11 protein-coding genes are annotated in these 16,740 nt (G+C 78.1%); 4 read left to right on the top strand and 7 right to left on the bottom strand.

All coding sequences use genetic code 11. The features are described 5' to 3' along the window. Positions 1-3 precede the first annotated feature (3 nt). From AC2TDM_RS04985 to AC2TDM_RS04975, 3 genes are all read right to left on the bottom strand, one after another. Complete coding sequence (locus AC2TDM_RS04985; RefSeq protein WP_484636387.1) at positions 4-3,759, bottom strand: ATP-dependent helicase; 3,756 nt, start codon at positions 3,757-3,759, stop codon at positions 4-6. A 32-nt stretch (positions 3,760-3,791) separates the two neighbouring features. Next, entirely contained in the window at positions 3,792-7,169 is a 3,378-nt protein-coding gene (locus AC2TDM_RS04980) for a PD-(D/E)XK nuclease family protein (RefSeq protein WP_484635987.1), read from the bottom strand. Between the two features lie 96 nt (positions 7,170-7,265). Continuing rightward, on the bottom strand, positions 7,266-8,180 hold the full coding sequence (locus tag AC2TDM_RS04975; RefSeq protein WP_484635986.1) for a DUF3152 domain-containing protein: 915 nt from the start codon (positions 8,178-8,180) through the stop codon (positions 7,266-7,268). A gap of 162 nt (positions 8,181-8,342) precedes the next feature. Between AC2TDM_RS04975 and AC2TDM_RS04970 the strand changes: the two genes are divergently transcribed. Then, positions 8,343-9,179 (top strand): TetR/AcrR family transcriptional regulator, encoded by an 837-nt coding sequence (locus AC2TDM_RS04970; RefSeq protein ID WP_484635985.1) that lies wholly within the window; start codon positions 8,343-8,345, stop codon positions 9,177-9,179. Between the two features lie 39 nt (positions 9,180-9,218). Next, entirely contained in the window at positions 9,219-9,443 is a 225-nt protein-coding gene (locus AC2TDM_RS04965; RefSeq protein ID WP_090034120.1) for a DUF3107 domain-containing protein, read from the top strand. Between the two features lie 136 nt (positions 9,444-9,579). Here AC2TDM_RS04965 and AC2TDM_RS04960 read toward each other — a convergent pair whose 3' ends face one another. Next, positions 9,580-10,545 carry a ferritin-like fold-containing protein gene (locus AC2TDM_RS04960; RefSeq protein WP_484635984.1) on the bottom strand — a complete coding sequence of 322 codons (966 nt, stop codon included), beginning with the start codon at positions 10,543-10,545 and terminating at the stop codon, positions 9,580-9,582. 315 nt (positions 10,546-10,860) lie between these two features. Between AC2TDM_RS04960 and AC2TDM_RS04955 the strand changes: the two genes are divergently transcribed. Further along, the gene (locus AC2TDM_RS04955) at positions 10,861-12,669 is read left to right on the top strand and encodes a DEAD/DEAH box helicase (RefSeq protein ID WP_484635983.1); all 1,809 of its coding nucleotides are present in this window, start codon (positions 10,861-10,863) and stop codon (positions 12,667-12,669) included. 76 nt (positions 12,670-12,745) lie between these two features. Here the strand turns inward: AC2TDM_RS04955 and AC2TDM_RS04950 are convergent, their stop codons facing one another. Both AC2TDM_RS04950 and AC2TDM_RS04945 read right to left on the bottom strand, forming a co-directional pair. After that, positions 12,746-13,366: a MarC family protein gene (locus tag AC2TDM_RS04950; RefSeq protein ID WP_090034084.1), complete on the bottom strand. Its 621-nt coding sequence runs from the start codon at positions 13,364-13,366 to the stop codon at positions 12,746-12,748. Further along, positions 13,363-14,205, bottom strand: a complete 843-nt coding sequence (locus AC2TDM_RS04945; protein WP_090034082.1) for a PHP domain-containing protein — start codon at positions 14,203-14,205, stop codon at positions 13,363-13,365. Before AC2TDM_RS04945 ends, AC2TDM_RS04950 begins: the two co-directional genes overlap by 4 nt. A 129-nt stretch (positions 14,206-14,334) precedes the next feature. On the opposite strand from AC2TDM_RS04945, the gene AC2TDM_RS04940 reads away from it, so the two are divergent. Further along, on the top strand, positions 14,335-15,951 hold the full coding sequence (locus tag AC2TDM_RS04940) for an aminopeptidase P family protein (RefSeq protein ID WP_484635982.1): 1,617 nt from the start codon (positions 14,335-14,337) through the stop codon (positions 15,949-15,951). A gap of 93 nt (positions 15,952-16,044) precedes the next feature. On the opposite strand, the gene AC2TDM_RS04935 is transcribed toward AC2TDM_RS04940, so the two are convergent. Then, positions 16,045-16,737: a YflT domain-containing protein gene (locus tag AC2TDM_RS04935; protein WP_484635981.1), complete on the bottom strand. Its 693-nt coding sequence runs from the start codon at positions 16,735-16,737 to the stop codon at positions 16,045-16,047. Between the last annotated feature and the right edge of the window lie 3 nt (positions 16,738-16,740).

Raw genomic sequence — 16,740 nt, 5'->3', positions numbered from 1 at the left:
TCCTCACCCGTCGGAAACCCCTGGACCTGCACCGGGACGGACCGCCCCACCGGCCGCGCTGCGGGTAGCGCCGCCCTCGTCGCCGCCGACCGGCGCGTCGTCGGCGCCGCCGGGCTCCCCGCCCGTCCGTCGCAGGAGGGCGACGAGCTCGTCCTCTCCGAGCAGCCGCTCGGGGAACACCGTGAGTCCCTCCCCGACGTAGCAGAACGCCGCGCGCACGTCCTCGACGGGCGTCCCGGTCCAGCGCGACCACGCGAGCCGGTAGACGGCGAGCTGCAGCTCCCGGTCGGCGCGCGCCTTGGCGTCCGTGGGCGGACGGCCGGTCTTCCAGTCCACGACGACGACGCGTCGGTCCGCGCCGCTCCCCGCGTGCTGCGACTCCGTCCCCGGCAGGCGCTCCGTGTCCGGGAACACGGCGTCGATACGGGAGCGCAGCACGTAGCCGTCGACGCTCGTCTCGATGTCCACCTCCACCGCCAGGGGCGTGCGGGCGGCCCAGGGCGTGGCGAGGAAGGCCGCGCGCAGGGAGGCCTGGTCCGCGTCGACGGCCGGGTCGTCGTCGGCCCCGGGAAGGTCGTCGACGTCGACGAGCGTCGCCCGTCCGTAGTAGGCCTCCACCCACGCGTGGAACTCGGTCCCGGTGCGGGCGGCCGGCGAGGGCTCGACGGGGACGGGCCTGCGCAGGTCCCTCGCGAAGCGGCCGGCGTCGGCCTCGAGGCGCACCAGTGCGGACGCCGAGAGGTGCGGCGGCAGCTCCACCTCGGCCACGGGTGCGGCCGAGCGGGACCGCTCGTCGAGAAGCCTCCCGATGAGCGCGTCGAGGGCTGCGTCGCCGCTGGTCAGGTCGGCGAGCTCCGGGCCCGCGGCGTCCGCCTGCACCAGCACCTGCTGCGCGGCCCGTTCGACCGCCTCCCGGCGCGGGCTGCCGCCGAAGGGGTCGGCCGGCCAGGAGACGGCGGCGGTGAGGTCCTCGCGCGGGTTGCTCGCGTCCGGCTCCGGCTCCGGGGCGCGGTGCACGAGCTCGACCAGCGGCTCCGGCGCCTCGAGGAGCTCGGTGAGGAACGGCGACAGCGCACGCGGCCGCGACCCGTCCCCCCACCAGGCCGCCGTCAGCAGCAGGTCCTCGCGCGCCCGGGTGACCGCCACGTACATGAGCCGCCGCTCCTCCGCCAGCTCGTGCAGGCCGGCCTCCTGGCGGTACGCGTCGAGCCGCGCGTGCAGCTCCGCGGCGTCGGCCGCGCCCACCACGTCGAGCGTCGGCAGGTCCGCGCGGTCGCCCCGCAGCGGTGCCGGCAGGGCGCCCGGGTCCCGGGCCCAGCCCCAGTCGCGCGGCCCCTCCGGACCGAGCGCCTTGACCTTCGGCAGCGTGCCGTCGAGGAGACCGGCCACGACCACCGCGTCCCACTCCAGGCCCTTGGCCCCGTGGACGGTCACGAGCTGCACCGCGCGCGGGTCCGGCGGCGTGACGGGGGCGTCCAGGCCGTCCTCCACCTCCTCGGCCGTCTCGAGCCAGGCGAGGAACGCGCCGAGCGTGGCCTGGTCGGCGGTGCGGGTGAACTCGACCGCGACGTCGCCGAAGGCGTCGAGCGCGGCCCGCGCGAGACCGGGGGTGGTGCCGCCCCGGGCGGCCACCTCCAGGTCGAGCCCGAGCAGCCGCTCGGCCTCGGCCACGAGCTCCGGGACCGTCAGGTAGGTGTGCTGGCGCAGGGTTCGCAGCAACCGGGCGAGCCCGGCGAGCCGCTCCCGGGCGACGGGCGTCAGCCGACGGCCGCCGGGGCCGGTCCACCGCGGCGGCGGGAGCTCGTCGACCGCGTCGACGAGGCTGCGGAGGTCCGCCGCGTCCGCCTCGACCGGTGCGCCCGTCGTCGACGGGCCGGTCGGCGCAGGACCCGTCGGCGCGGGGCCTGTCGTCGGCGTGTCCGTCGGCAGGGCGGCGGGTGCCGCCGGTGCGCCCCGGCCCGCCAGCTCGCGCGCCCACTCGTGCAGCGCGTGCAGGTCGGCCGCGCCCAGGCGCACGTGAGCGCCGGTGAGCAGCCGCACCATGGCGTCGCCGCGCGCCGGGTCGTGGGCGACCTGCAGCGCCGCGACGAGGTCGACGACCTCCGGTGTGCTGAGGAGCCCGCCGAGCCCCACGACCTCCACCGGGACCCCCGCGTCCAGCAGGGCCCGACGCAGGAGCGGGAACTGCGAGCGCCGCCGGCACAGCACGGCGGCGGTCACCGGAGCCCTGCCGTCCTCCGCTCCGGCACCCGTGCCGTTCCCTGTGCCGGCCCCTGTGCCGGCCCCCGTGCCGGCGCGCAGGTCGCGCAGGTGCCGGGCCACCGCCGCGGCCTCCTCCTCCACCGTGCCGGCGACGAGCGCGCGGACGCGCCCCTCGCCGGCCCCGGGGCGTGGGACGAGCACCGGCAGGTCGAGGCCGCGCACGCCCGCGCGGAGCGGCTCCGCCACGGCGTTCGCGACGGCGAGGACCGCGCGGTCGTTCCGCCAGGACGTCGACAGCGGGTGCACGTCAGCGGGCCGCAGCGGACCCGGGACGCGTCCGCCCGGTACCCCGGCTCCCGGCGCGACGACGTCCGAGGCGGACGTCGTCCCGGAGGCGCGAGCGGGGAACTCGCCGGGGAAGCGGGCGAGCCCTCCCGCGCTGGCCCCGCGCCAGCCGTAGATGGACTGGTGGGGGTCGCCGACGGCGGTCACGGCGTGGCCACCGCCGAACAGGGCGCGCAGGAGCCGGACCTGGGCGTAGGACGTGTCCTGGTACTCGTCGAGCAGGACGACCCGGTACCGCGCCCGCTCACCCGCGGCGACCGGCTCGAACGACTCCGCGAGGCGCGCGGCCAGCGCGATCTGGTCCCCGTGGTCGATGGCGTCGGCACGTCGCTTGCGGGCGCGGTAGTCGGCGACGAGGTCGAGCAGCCGGCCCCGCAGCTCGAGGCTCTGGAGCACCTCGAGCGCCTCCTTGCGCAGGGGCCGCGGCCGGCCCTTGCCGGTCGGCGCCGTGGGCGGGGTCGCGGCGAGGCCCGCCGCCAGCGCCTGCACCTGCGCCCGCGCGACGGCCGGGTCGAGGAGGTGCTCGTCGAGCGCCCCGGACAGCGCGAGCACCGCGCGGACCACCGTGGAGGTCGCGCGGTCGGTGTCGAGGTCGCCCGCCCACGCCTCGACGGTCTCGCTGGCGAGCTGCCACTGGGACGCCTCGCCCAGCAGCCGCGCGGTGGGCTCGAGCCCCAGGCGCACGGCGTGGTCCGCGACGACGGAGGCGGCGTAGGCGTTGTAGGTCGACACCACCGGACGGTCCAGGTCCGCCAGACCCACCGCACCGCCACCACCGGCACCGCCACCACCCGCACCGCCACCACCCGCACCGCCGCCACCCGCACCGCCGCCGTCCGTGCCGCCGCCCGCGCCCCCGCCGCCGGCGCGCACGGCCGGCTCCAGCCCCGCGGCCCGCAGCGCCACGCGCAGCTGGCGCAGCCGCTGGCGCACGCGCAGCGCGAGCTCTCCCGCGGCCTTGCGCGTGAACGTGAGCCCGAGGACCTCCTCGGGCGCGACGAACCCGTTCGCGACCAGCCAGACGACGCGACCGGCCATCGTCTCGGTCTTCCCCGAGCCGGCACCCGCCACGACGAGCGCCGGGGCGAGCGGTGCCTCGATGACGCGCCGCTGCTCCGGGGTCGGCGGGTGCTGGCCCAGCAGGTCGGCGACCTCGAGCGCGGTCAGGCGCGCCGCGGCGGCGTCGGCGACCAAGCCCGGTGCGGCCGGCATGCGCCCCGCGCCGGGGGACGTCGTCGTGGTCGTCACCCGGCCACCTGCGCACCCTCGGGGCGTGCGGGGCAGGAGCGGCGCACGGGGCACCGGTCGCAGCGCCGGTTGACGGCGGCGTCGAAGGCGGAAGCGGCCATGCGCTCCGCGACCTCGTCGACGAGGGCACGGGACCAGGCGGGGTCCTCCGCGTCGGCCAAGGGCTGCTGGTCCCGGCACGTCGGCGCGGCCGAGCCGTGCGCCAGGTGGACGAGGCGGGCCCCCGCGGACGGGGCACCGGGCGGCACGTCGGGGACGGCGCCGGCGTCGAGCGCGAGCTGGTAGGCGCCGAGCTGCGGGTTCACCGCGGCCTCCGCGGCGGTCGGCACGGCCGACCCCGTCTTGAGGTCCACCACCCGCACGCTGCCGTCGGCGAGCTGCTCCACCCGGTCGATGGTCCCGCGCACCACGGCGCGGTCGGTCTCGACCCGGAACGGCGCCTCCACCGCGACGGGCGTGCCGCCGTCCCGCAGGTAGGCCGCCAGCCGCTCGACCATGCGCTCCGCCTTGCGCCGCGTCGCCAGCGCCGGCCAGCCCGAGCCGAGCCCGAGCTCCTCGAACCGTGCGTCGAGCGCCGCCGCGAGCTCCGCGTGCGTCCCGCGCGGGTGGTCCTGCGCGATGGCGTGCACGAGCGTCCCGAGCGACTGCTGCCCGGAGTCACCGGCGGTCCCGCCGGCGCTCTCCAGCGCCCACCGCAGGGCGCACGTGTGCGCGGTCTCCAGCCGGCTCGGGGAGACCGGGACGCGCTCCCCGGGCGCCCACAGCGGCGCGTCGGAGGAGACGGCCGCCCGTCCGGCCCAGCCCGCCGGGTCGGCGCCGGCGACGCCGTGGGCGGCCAGCCGCGCGAGCGCGCGGGCCGCGACGGGGTCCTCGGCCCCCGCAGCCGCGGCCTCCTCGAGGCGTCGCCGCAGCCGTGCGACGACCCCGCGCAGGTCCCAGGGCGAGGGCGCGGAGGTGACGCGGACGTCCTTCTCCTCGGACCCGGCGTCGTCGCCCGGGGCCGGCGGCTGCACGAGGTCCAGGAGCGGGGACGGCTGGTCGTCCGGCCCGCTGACGGCCGTCACGAGCAGGGTGCGGCGCGCGCGGGAGCACGCGAGCGCGAAGGAGCGCAGCTCGTCGCCGAGCACCGCAGCGCGCGCCGCCGCCGGGTCGGTGGCGGCGGTGGCACGGCCCGCGAGGTGGTCGACGAGCGCCTGCGCGCCCAGGAGCGAGTCGCGCAGCCGCAGGTCGGGCCACACCCCGTCCTGCACCCCCACCACGACGACGACCTCCCACTCGCGTGCCGATGCACCGGCGGGCGTGAGCACGGACACCGCCGCGCGACGCCCCCGCGCCGCGAGCGAGTCCGCGGGCAGGTCCTGCGCCACGAGCCAGTCGGTGAAGGACGCGGGCGGGCTCTGCGGCATGCGCTCGACGAAGGTCTCCGCCGCCCGGAAGAGCGCGACGACCGCGTCCAGGTCCCGGTCCGCCCGCTCGGCGGCGACGCCCCCGCCCAGCGCGGCCGCGCGCCACGTCTCGGCCAGTCCCGCGGCCTCCCACACCGCCCACAGCACGGTCCGGGCGTCCGCGTCCGGGCGCGCCGCCTCCCTGGCGCCCGCGGCCAGCACGGCCGCCACGCGCAGGACCGGCCGCGTCACCGTGGACGGCAGCGCCAGCACCGTGCCCGGCTCGAGCAGCGCCTCGACGAGCAGCGCGTCGCTCGACCGGCCACCACCGGCGGCCAGCTCCTCCGCCCGCAGCGCACGCCGCAGACGACGCAGCCCGACGGCGTCGACGCCGCCGAGCGGCGACTGCAGCAGGCGCGCGGCGGTGTCGGCGTCGAGGGGATCGGCCCCGAGGGCGACCCGCGTGGCCTCCAGCAGCGGACGGACCGCCGGCTCCTCGCGCAGGGGGACGTCCGCGCCCAGCACGGCCACCGGCACCTGACCCGCGACCAGCGCGCGCCGCAGGGCCGCGACCCGGGCCCCCGTCGGCGCCACGACGGCCATCTCCTGCCACGGCACGCCGTCCTCGTGGTGGGCCGCGCGCAGCGCGTGCACCACCCAGGCGGCCTCCTGCGCCGCGCTGGGGAGCACCGCCGCCCGCACGAGGCCCGCGTCGGCGGCCGGCCCGGCGCTCGTCCCGGCGGCTGGGATCACCCCTCCGGTCCCACTCGTGGTCGACCTCGTCGCCGTGCTCGTCGCCGTGCTCGTGGCCGACGGGGCCGCGCGGTGCGCCGCGACCCCGGCGGTGGGCACCCGCTCGGTGACCCGCTGCACCACGGCGCGCACGGCGGCCCCGTGCCGCCACACCTGGGGCAGGACCAGGGTCGTCGCGCCCAGCTCACCGGCTGCGCCGCCCGCCACGGCGGCCCGCCCGACGAGCGAGGGCAGGGCACCGCGGAACGTCTGCACCGCGATGTCGGGGTCGCCGGCCAGGACGACGCGCGCCCCGTCCGCCGCGAACCGCGCGAGCAGCTGTGCCGTCGCGGCCGTGCTCTCCTGGTGGTCGTCGACGAGGACGAGGCGGCGACGGGGGGCCGCCACGCCGGGCACCTCCCGCGACCAGCGCGCGAGAGCCCGCGCCGCCTCCGCCACGACGGCCGCGGGATCGAAGCGAGGACCCAGGTCCGGTGTGCCGGACCGCAGCTCCAGCACGTCGAGGTACTCCTCGTGGACCGCCGCGGCCGCCTCCCACTCGGGCCGGCCGAGCCTGCGGCCGAGGGCCGCGAGGTCCGCCGGCCCGAGCCCGCGCTCGGCGGCCCGCATGAGCAGGTCCCGCAGCTCGTCCCGGAACGCGCGGACCCCCGCGGGCTCCGCAGGCACACCCGTCGGCCAGGGCACGCGTCGTCCCTCGCCGGCGGCGTGCCCCTCCAGCAGCTCGGCGATGACGAGGTCCTGCTCGGGCCCGCTGACGAGCGTCGGCGGGCGCTCGCCGAGCGCGGCGGCCCGCGCACGCAGCACGGCGAACGCCGCGGCGGCGGGGGTCTGCACCAGCGGCCGGCCCGCGGTGCCGCGCAGCCGGGCCGCGAGCCGGTCCCGCAGGTCGGCCGCCGCGCGCCGCGTGGCCGCCAGGACGAGCAGCTCCTCCACGGGCAGGCCGGCGGCCACCGCCGCGACCGCCGCCTCGAGCAGGACCGTCGTCCGGCCGCTGCCGGGCGCGCCGAGCACCAGCAGGTGCCCGGCGCCGGCGTCCGTCACCCCCGCCACGACGCGGTCGGCGACCTCCTGCTGCACGGGGTCGAGCACGACGGGCGCCCCGGGCCCCGAGACGGGCCCGTCCGCGAGCGCGGGCCGCACCAGCCGCACCGCCCGCGTCCCGCCCGGCGCGCGCACGGTCCCCGCGCCGCCCGCCTCCCCCGCCGCCGTGGGGCGGTCCTCCACCGTCGCTGTCACGCGGACGATCCCAGCACACCCCACCGACACGCCCCGCACCGGCACCCCGGCCATGCGGACGGGACCACGACGTCCCCGCTCAGGACACCCCGGAGGTCAGCCCGGGAAGGGCCAGGCGTTGGCGGTGCACGGTGCCACGCCGAGGGTCTGCTGCTGCATGACGGGCGCCACCTGCCCCGCGCCGGGGCACGTGCGGTGACCGTGGCCCAGCAGGTGCCCGACCTCGTGGTTGACGAGGTACTGCCGGTAGACGGTCCGGTCGGCGAACTCCGGCGTGGCCAGCACCCACCGCCGCCAGTTGAGGACGGCGGCGCCGGCGCGCCCGCAGGAGACCTGCCCACCCGTGTCGAGCGGCGCGCACAGCGCATCGGTGAGGTCGGGGCTGGCCAGCACCACGCGCAGCTCGGCGGCGCCGTCCGTGCGCACGAACGTCGTCGAGCCGTCACCGCCCCAGGAGCGTGGGTCCGCCAGGGTCTGCATGACGAACTGCGCGAAGGTCGCCCCGTCGACCGCCAGGCCCGCCTCGACCTCGACCCTCACGGTTCGGACGCGCGCGCCCGGACCGGCGTCAGGACCGGCCGCACCGGACCCGGGGACCACCTCGAGCGCGCCGGTGGCGACCTCGGGCACCTCCGCGCCGGTCAACCCGGCGGCGAGGTCCGCGGCGTCGAGACCCTCGGGGAGCACGCCGAGGTCCGGCGGCTGCACGAGCGGCTCCTGGACGAGCGGCGCGGCGGTCACGGGCGCCGATCCGATCTCGTCCTGCGCGCCGTCCTGCACGCCGTCCTGCACGCCGTCCTGACCGGTGGTCGTGGGCGCCGCGCCGGCGTCGGCCGCCGCGACGGCACGGGCGGTCCGGGGGGCCTCGTCGCCCCCGCCGACGAGGCCCGACCCCACAGCGAGGCCCGCGACGAGGGACAGCCCGACGACGGCCGCCGCCACGACCGGTCGCGGCCCGTCGCCCACCGGTGGGGGCACCAGGGGCCGACGGGCGGGGAGGGGTCGGAGCACGACCCCATGCTCGCACCCGCACCCGCACCCACACCCGCACTCGCACCCGCACCCGCACCCGCACCCGCACCCGCACCCGACGGCGCACGCGCAGGTGCTGGGCCGATCAACTGCCCGTCCGGAGGCTCCCGCCGGCCCCCACGCAGGCCGTACCATCGCGCCGTGGACGCGCTCGCGGGTACCGGAACGGACCCGGGCACGAGCACGAGCACGGGCACGACTCCGGGCACGAGCACGGGCGCCACCGCGGCCGCCCCCGTCCCGACGGTCACCGGCGAGGTCCCGCGCATCCGCGGTCAGCGCCTCGCGCGCGACGAGCGCCGCACGCAGGTGCTCCAGGTCGCGCAGGAGCTCTTCTCGCGCGAGGGCTACCACCACGTCTCGATGGACGACATCGCCGATCGCGCCTGCGTCGGCAAGCCCGTGCTCTACCGCCACTTCCCGTCGAAGCTCGACCTGTACCTCGCCGTCGTCGACCAGCGCGGCGAGGAGCTGCTGCGCACGGTCGAGCTCGCGCTCACCGCGCTGGGGCCCGCACCCGTGCCCGCCGACGGGGGACGCCAGGTCGTGCACGCCGTCGTGCACGCGATCTTCGCCTTCGTCGACGTGGCCGGCGAGTCGTCGAGCCTGCTGTTCGAGTCGGACGTGCGGCACGACCCGGGCGTCCGCGAGCGGGTGGAGAGCGCCTCCCTCCAGGTGGCGCAGCGGGTGGCGGCGGCCCTGGAGGCGACGGCGTCGCTCACCCCCGCCCAGGCGCGCCTGGCCTCCGTCGCGCTCGTCGCCCTGGCCCGGGGGGCGGCCACGCACCGGTTGCGCAGCCCGGACGGCCTCGGCCCCGACGAGGCGGTCGAGCTCGTCACGGCGCTGTCCTGGGACGGGGTGCTCGGGGTCGCGCGTCCCGCGCCGTCGGGCGCCGTCGCGGGGGTCCCCGCGAGCACCGCCGGTGCCCTGCCCGGCGCTGCCGGGGCCGGCGGGCAGGGCGTGCAGGTGGCGGGATAGGGTCGCCGTGCTCGACCTGATCATGAGGAGACGATGACGGTGGACATCACCATCGGTGTGCAGAACCTGCCCCGCGAGCTCGTGCTCGAGTCCGACCAGTCGGCGGACGCGGTGGCCGCAGCGGTCACCGAGGCGCTCGGCGGCGGCGCGACGCTCGAGCTCACCGACAGCAAGGGACGGCGCGTGATCGTCCCGACGAGCGCGATCGGCTACGTGGAGATCGGCACGGAGACCAAGGGGCGCGTGGGCTTCGGCTCCATCTGACCCCTGCTCCGGCCGCGGAGGCCGACGAGGAGGGCCCTGCACGGCGCGCCGTGCAGGGCCCTCGTCACGTCACCGGTGCCGGGCCTGTCGCCCTCCTGGCGTCCGTCCACGCCGCCGCCGTGTGGGACGGGCGCGCTCAGGCCGTGAGGCCCAGCCGCGTCATGCGGCGCGTGTGCTCGGCGGTCAGCTCCCCGAAGATCCCCGCCGTGGCCTCCGCCGTGGCCGGGTCGACGGCGGCGGGCACGGGGACGGCCGCCGGGCGGCGGCGGTGGAGGCCGAAGCGACGGCCGTGGCCCCCGCTCTCCGGGGCAGCCACCGAGGCGGCCACCGGGGACGCCACCGCGAGCGGGGCCGCAGGCGCCGCGACGACCGGCACGCCGGGCGCCGTCGCGTCGCGCCCGGTGCGTCCCGTGGCGGTGCGGGCACCGGGCCGCTCGGCGATGAGCCGCGCCAGCGTCGGGTGCTCGACGACGAGCCGCTGCACGGTGCCGAGCGCCTCGCCCACCAGCCGACGGCCCCACAGGGCGAGACGGGCGGCCAGCACGTCGTTGCCGGCCCCGGCTGCGTCCAGCTCGGCCACCGCGAGCTCGGCGTGCGACGCGTCCTGCAGCACCTCGAGGACCAGCTCACGTGAGCGCTCGTCGAGGCCGGCCGCCGCGAGGCGGCAGAAGTCGTCCGCCACGCCGTAGCCCACGTACACCTTGAGCAGGCGCTCCCACCACGAGGACGGCGTCGTGCGGGCGTCGAAGTCGTCGAGCATGTGCTCGTAGGGGCGCATCGCGTCGACCGGGTCCCCGCCGAGCTCCGTGACCCGCGTGAGCACCCGGTCCCGCCGCGCGACGGCCTCGACCGCGAGGCGCGACAGCTGCAGGCACTGTTCGAGGCTGGGGGCGACCGCCGCGTCCGCCGCGAGCCGGGCGAAGGACTCGTGCTCGAGCTCGGCGACGAGGCCGAGGAGCGCGATCGCGTCGGCCGCGGAGCAGCCGTCGTCCGTCGGGGCCCCGGCACCCGGGCGGCCCGCGGCCCGGGCGTCCGGGTCGGCCGCGGCCGTGGTGGCGGCGCGGGACGTGGCGGTGTCCGGCCGGCGGGGCGTCGACGTCATCCGGGCATCGTAGTGCGGGCGCTGGCACGCCGCCCACATCCGCAGGCCGGTGCGGGGTCCCGTCGGCTACGCTGGCCGTGTTATCGGTTGCCCGGTCGTCCCCCCGTCGAAGCTCCACCGGTCCGAGGGGTGGGGACACCCGCCCGGACCACCTCGTGCCCGCCCCACCGGCGGAGCAGCGCGAGCGACCTCCGCGATCGGCTGCCGCCAGCCGTGGCGACCGCCCGGCCGGCGCCGAGACCGCGCACGGCCTCCCCGGCCGGCGGACGCGGTCGGCGCCCGCCCGGCGGAGGCCCTCAGCAGACGAGAGCACGCGTGACCACCCAGACGAGCACGACCGGCGCCGACGCGCCCACCCCCGACGAGACCCCCACCCCCGAGAGCGCCACCCCCGAGAGCGCCACCCCCGAGAGCGCCACCGTCACCACCGAGGCCGACGCGCACGCGCGCTCCTCGCTCACCTCCTACAGCTCGGTGCAGGCGGTCGACGCCTCCTTCGCGGACTTCGACGTCCGCCCGGAGATCGTCGCCGCCCTGGCCGACGCCGGCATCACCCGGCCCTTCCCCATCCAGGCCATGACGCTGCCCGTGGCGCTGGCGGGCCACGACATCATCGGCCAGGCGAAGACCGGTACCGGCAAGACGCTGGGCTTCGGCGTCCCGCTGCTGCACCGCGTCGTCGCGCCCGGCGAGGACGGCTACGACCGCCTGCCCGCGCCGGGCAAGCCGCAGGCGCTCGTCGTCGTGCCGACGCGCGAGCTCGCCGTCCAGGTGGCCGGCGACCTGGCGACGGCCTCGTCGCGCCGGTCCGTCCGCGTCGTGCAGGTCTACGGCGGGCGCGCCTACGAGCCGCAGATCGAGGCGCTGCAGCGCGGCGCCGACGTCGTCGTCGGGACGCCCGGCCGCATGATCGACCTGCTCAACCAGCGTCACCTCGACCTGTCCCGCGTGGTCGAGGTCGTCCTCGACGAGGCCGACGAGATGCTCGACCTGGGCTTCCTGCCCGACGTCGAGAAGCTCCTGGGCGCCACTCCGGCCAGCCGGCACACGATGCTGTTCTCCGCGACGATGCCCGGCGCGGTCGTCGCCATGGCCCGCCGCTACATGACGCAGCCGACGCACATCCGCGCCGCCGCGCCGGACGACGACGGCCAGACCGTCAAGAACATCGCGCAGGTCGTCTACCGGGCGCACGCGCTGGACAAGGTCGAGCTGCTGGCCCGCATCCTCCAGGCGCGCAAGCGCGGCCTGACGATCGTCTTCGCGCGCACGAAGCGGACTGCGGCCAAGGTGGCCGACGAGCTCGTCGAGCGCGGGTTCGCCGCCGGCGCCCTGCACGGCGACCTCGGCCAGGGCGCCCGCGAGCAGGCGTTGCGCGCGTTCCGCCACGGCAAGGTCGACGTGCTCGTCGCCACGGACGTCGCGGCGCGCGGGATCGACGTCGAGGACGTCACGCACGTCGTGAACTACCAGTGCCCCGAGGACGAGAAGACCTACCTGCACCGCACCGGCCGCACGGGCCGCGCGGGGCACACGGGCACCGCCGTCACCTTCGTCGACTGGGACGACATCCCCCGCTGGGGCCTTATCGACAAGGCGCTGGGCCTCGGCATCCCCGAGCCCGTGGAGACCTACTCCTCCTCGCCGCACGTCTACGCCGAGCTCGACATCCCCGCGGGCACCACGGGGCGCCTGCCGAAGGAGCAGCGCACCCGCGCCGGCCTGCAGGCCGAGGCGCTCGAGGACCTGGGCGAGACCGGCAAGCGCGGCGGCGGGGCCGGCGCCCAGAGCGGTCGCGAGCCCCGTCGTGAGGGCGGGCGGGAAGGCGCGCGCGAGGGCGGGCGTGACGCGGGCCGCGGGCGCGACGAGCGCGGCGGCGGCCGGGGCCGGTCCGGGCGCGGCGAGGGCCGCGCGCGGGACGCGGCCGCGGACGGCCCGACGACGCCCGACGCGCCCGGGGTGACGGCCGGGGCGGGCGACGGCGCGACCGCGACCGGGCCGCGCGAGGAGGGCGACGCCCCCCGCCGCCGGAGCCGCAACCGCCGGCGCACCCGCGGCGGCCGTGACGGCGCTGCGGGCGCACCGGCGTCCGGCGAGCCGGCACCGGCGGCCCCGGAGGCCTGACCGGCGCCCACGAGGGCGCACCGCGACGGCGCCGACCCACGACGGGTCGGCGCCGTCACCGTCCCCCGTGCCGGCCTCAGCCCTCCGTGACGAAGGCGCGCACCGCGTCGGCGACGAGCTGCACGGCGATCGCCGCGAGCAGCAGACCCGCGATGCGGGTCACGAGGGTCGTGCCCGACTCCCCCAGCACCCGGTGCACCGCGCCGGCGAACCGCATGGCCAGGTACAGGCACAGGTGCACGCCGAGGATGCCCAGCGCGATGACGACCCAGTCCCACGTCTGCTCGGCCTGCTGGACGAAGACCATCGTCGCGACGATGGCGCCGGGCCCCGCCAGGAGCGGCGTCCCGAGCGGCACCAGCGCCACGTTGACGCGCCCGGCCGCCGCCGGCTGCGGCTCCTCCGCCTTGCCCGTGAGCAGCTCCATGGCGACGACGAGCAGCAGCAGGCCCCCCGACCCCTGCAGGGCGGCCAGCGAGATGTGCATGTAGGACAGCAGGCCCTGCCCGAACACGGCGAAGGCGACGACGACGCCCAGCGCCACGAGCACCGCCTGCCGGGCGGCCCGCGAGCGCTCGGCCCGTGTCATCGTCCCCGTCAGCGCCAGGAAGATCGGCACGGTCCCGGGCGGGTCCATGATGACGAACAGCGTGATGAAGACGGACAGCAGCAGCTGGGCGTCGAACGCCCCCGTCACGGCCGGACCACCGGCAGCCCTCCCTGCTCCTCGACGGCGGCGACGACCTCCGGGGCCGTCAGGTGCTCCCCCAGCCGGTTGACCTTGCCCGTGCCGTGGTAGTCGCTGGACCCCGTGACGAGCAGGCCGAGCCGCGCGGCGATCGCGGACAGCCGCGCGACCTGGGCCGGGGTGTGGTCGCGGTGGTGCACCTCGACGCCGGCCAGCCCGGCGCCGGCGAGCTCGTCGAACACGGCGTCGGGGATGACCCGGCCCCGGGCGTCGGCGCCCGGGTGCGCGAGCACGGGGACGCCGCCGGCGGCGCGCACGAGCGCGACGGCGCGTGCCGTGGGCGGCGCGTGGTGCGGGACGAAGTAGGGCCCGCGGGCGCTGAGCAGCCGCGCGAAGGCGGTGTCCCGGTCGGGCACCACCCCGGCGGCGACGAGCGCGTCGGCGATGTGCGGCCGGCCGAGGGCGACGTTGCCGACGGACTGCGCCTCGACGTCCGCCCAGGTGATGGGCAGGTCGCGGGAGAGGAGGTCCACCATCGCGCGGGCCCGGCCGTCGCGGGCGGCCCGGGTCCGGGCGAGCTCCGCCGCGAGCGCGGGGTGCTCCGGGTCGTGCAGGTAGCTGAGCAGGTGCACGCTCACGTGGCCCGACAGCGTGGAGACCTCCGTGCCGCGGACCAGCGCGACGCCCGAGCGACGGGCCTCGTCGGCGGCGGCGTCCCAGCCGGCGGTCGTGTCGTGGTCCGTGAGGGCGACGACGTCGAGGCCGGCCGCCGCGGCGGCCCGCACCACCTCCGCGGGGGTCTGCGTGCCGTCCGACGCGGTCGAGTGGGTGTGGAGGTCGGCACGCACCGGGCCCAGGGTAGTGCCGCCCGCGGGCGTCCCCGCCCCGGCGTCCCCACGCGGGCGTCCCCACGCGGGTGTCCCCACGCGGGTGTCGCCACGCGGCCGCCGCGCGGGTGCTGCGCGGATACTGGGGCCATGACGGAACCCCTCGAGCCCACCGCACGGACGACCGCTGACGCCGGTGGCGGCGCGACGCCCGTCGCCGTCCCCGACGCCACCACCCCGGCCGAGCCGTCGGACCCCCAGACGCTGGCCGACCGGGGGTCGAACCGCTCGCAGAAGCCGCGGTCCGCGGCCTTCGCGGCGTACATGACGTCGGGGTGGGCGCCGCGGGAGCCGCGCACGGTCGAGCCCTCGCCCGCGGCCCCCTTCGCGGCCGCCCGGCGCGAGGCCCTCGCGGCGCTGTTCCCCGGCGAGCGGCTCGTCGTGCCCGCCGGCACGCTCACGGTCCGTTCCAACGACACCGACCACCGCTTCCGCCCGCACTCGGCCTTCGCCCACCTCACCGGGCTCGGCGGCGAGCAGGAGCCGGACGCCGTGCTCGTGCTGCACCCCGTCGCCGACGAGGAGGGCGCCAGCAGCGGGTCCGGCAGCGGGTCCGGCAGCGGCCACCGCGCCGTCCTCCACGTGCGCCCGCTCGCGGGCCGCGACACCGACGAGTTCTTCTCCGACGCCCGCTCCGGCGAGTTCTGGGTCGGCGCCCGCCCGACGCTGGAGGAGGTCGCCGCCCTGACGGGCATCACGACCGCGGACCTCGACGAGCTGCGCGACGCCCTCGCCAAGGACGTCGGCCCCGACGGCGTCCGGCTGCGGGTCGTCACGGGCGTCGACCCGGCGGTCGACGCCGTCGTCGCCGAGATCCGGGGCCAGGAGGAGGCGGGCGAGACGGACGCCCGCCTCGCGGAGGCCCTCTCCGAGCTCCGGCTCGTCAAGGACGAGCACGAGGTGGCCGAGCTGCGCCGGGCCGTCGACGCCACGGTCGAGGGCTTCGAGAAGATCGTGCGCGCGCTACCGGCCGCCACGGCGCACCGGCGCGGCGAGCGGGTGCTCGAGGGCACCTTCCTCGGGCACGCCCGGCAGGAGGGCAACGCCGTCGGGTACGAGACCATCGCCGCGGGCGGCGAGCACGCGACGACCCTGCACTGGACCGACAACGACGGCAGCGTCCGTGCGGGCGAGCTCGTGCTCGTCGACGCCGGGGTGGAGGTGGACTCCCTCTACACCGCGGACGTGACCCGCACGCTGCCCGTCGACGGGCGCTTCACCGACGTCCAGCGGCAGGTGTACCAGGCGGTGCTCGACGCCGCGGACGCCGCCTTCGCCGCCGCGCGGCCGGGCGTCCGGTTCGGCGACGTGCACGCCGCCGCCATGCGCGTCATCGCCGACCGGCTCGCGGCGTGGGGCCTGCTGCCGGGCACCGCCGAGGAGTCGCTCGACCCGGACGCCCAGCACCACCGCCGCTGGATGGTGCACGGCACGAGCCACCACCTCGGCCTCGACGTGCACGACTGCGCGCTGGCCCGCAAGGAGATGTACCTCGACGCCGAGCTGCGGCCCGGCATGGTGTTCACGATCGAACCCGGCCTGTACTTCAAGTCCGACGACCTGCTGGTGCCCGAGAGGTTCCGCGGCATCGGCGTGCGGATCGAGGACGACGTGCTGGTCACGGCGGACGGCGTCGAGAACCTGTCGGCGGCGCTGCCGCGCGAGCCCGACGACGTCGAGGCGTGGATGGCCCGGCTGCTCGGCTGACGCGGCGCGCGGCCCGGGGCGCAGCCGGGCGCCGGCCCCTGCCTGGGGCCGGCGCCCGGCTCAGCGCTGCGTCAGCTCTGCGTCAGCCCTGGGTCAGCCCTGCGGGGGCTGCGGCGGCTGCTGGGGCTGGGGCTGGGGCTGGGGCGCGCCCCAGGGCTGACCGGCCTGCGGCTGCCCGGGCTGCGGCTGGGCGGGCTGGTGCGCGGGCTGGTGCACGGGCTGCTGGACCGGCTGGTGCACGGCCTGCGGCTGCGGCGCCGGCGGCGCGACAGGCGCGGACTGGGGGCGGCCCCAGCCCGACTGCACCCCGCCGACCTCGGCGAGGAGCTGGCGGGCCTGGTGCGCCTTCTCCTCCCGGCACAGCACGGAGTACGTCGTGGCGACGATCTGGCTCGACGAGGTGAAGTCCCGCCGGCCGCCGGTGAACGCGTAGGCGACCACCGCGAACAGCAGCCCGAAGGCGCCACCGATGAGCAGGCCGGCCAGCACGGTCACCCCGAGCCCACCGCCCGCCAGCAGCCCGATGAGCAGGCCGAACGAGATGCCGAACCAGGCGCCGGAGGCGAACCCGCTCAGCGCCACGCGGGGGTAGGTCAGCCGGCCCATCACGCGCTCGACCATGCGCAGGTCGGTGCCCACGATCGTCACGAGCTCGACCGGGAACTCCTTGTCCGACAGGTGGTCCACCGCCTTCTGCGCCTCGAGGTACGTCGCGTACGACGCGACCGTCTCGCCCTGCGGCAGGGTCGGGGTGCGGGGGCTGCGGGTGTTGCCGGAGAGGGACATGCG

This window comes from Cellulomonas sp. plas2 (genome assembly GCF_057221735.1).
This window is presented reverse-complemented; position numbering and strand designations above follow the sequence as displayed.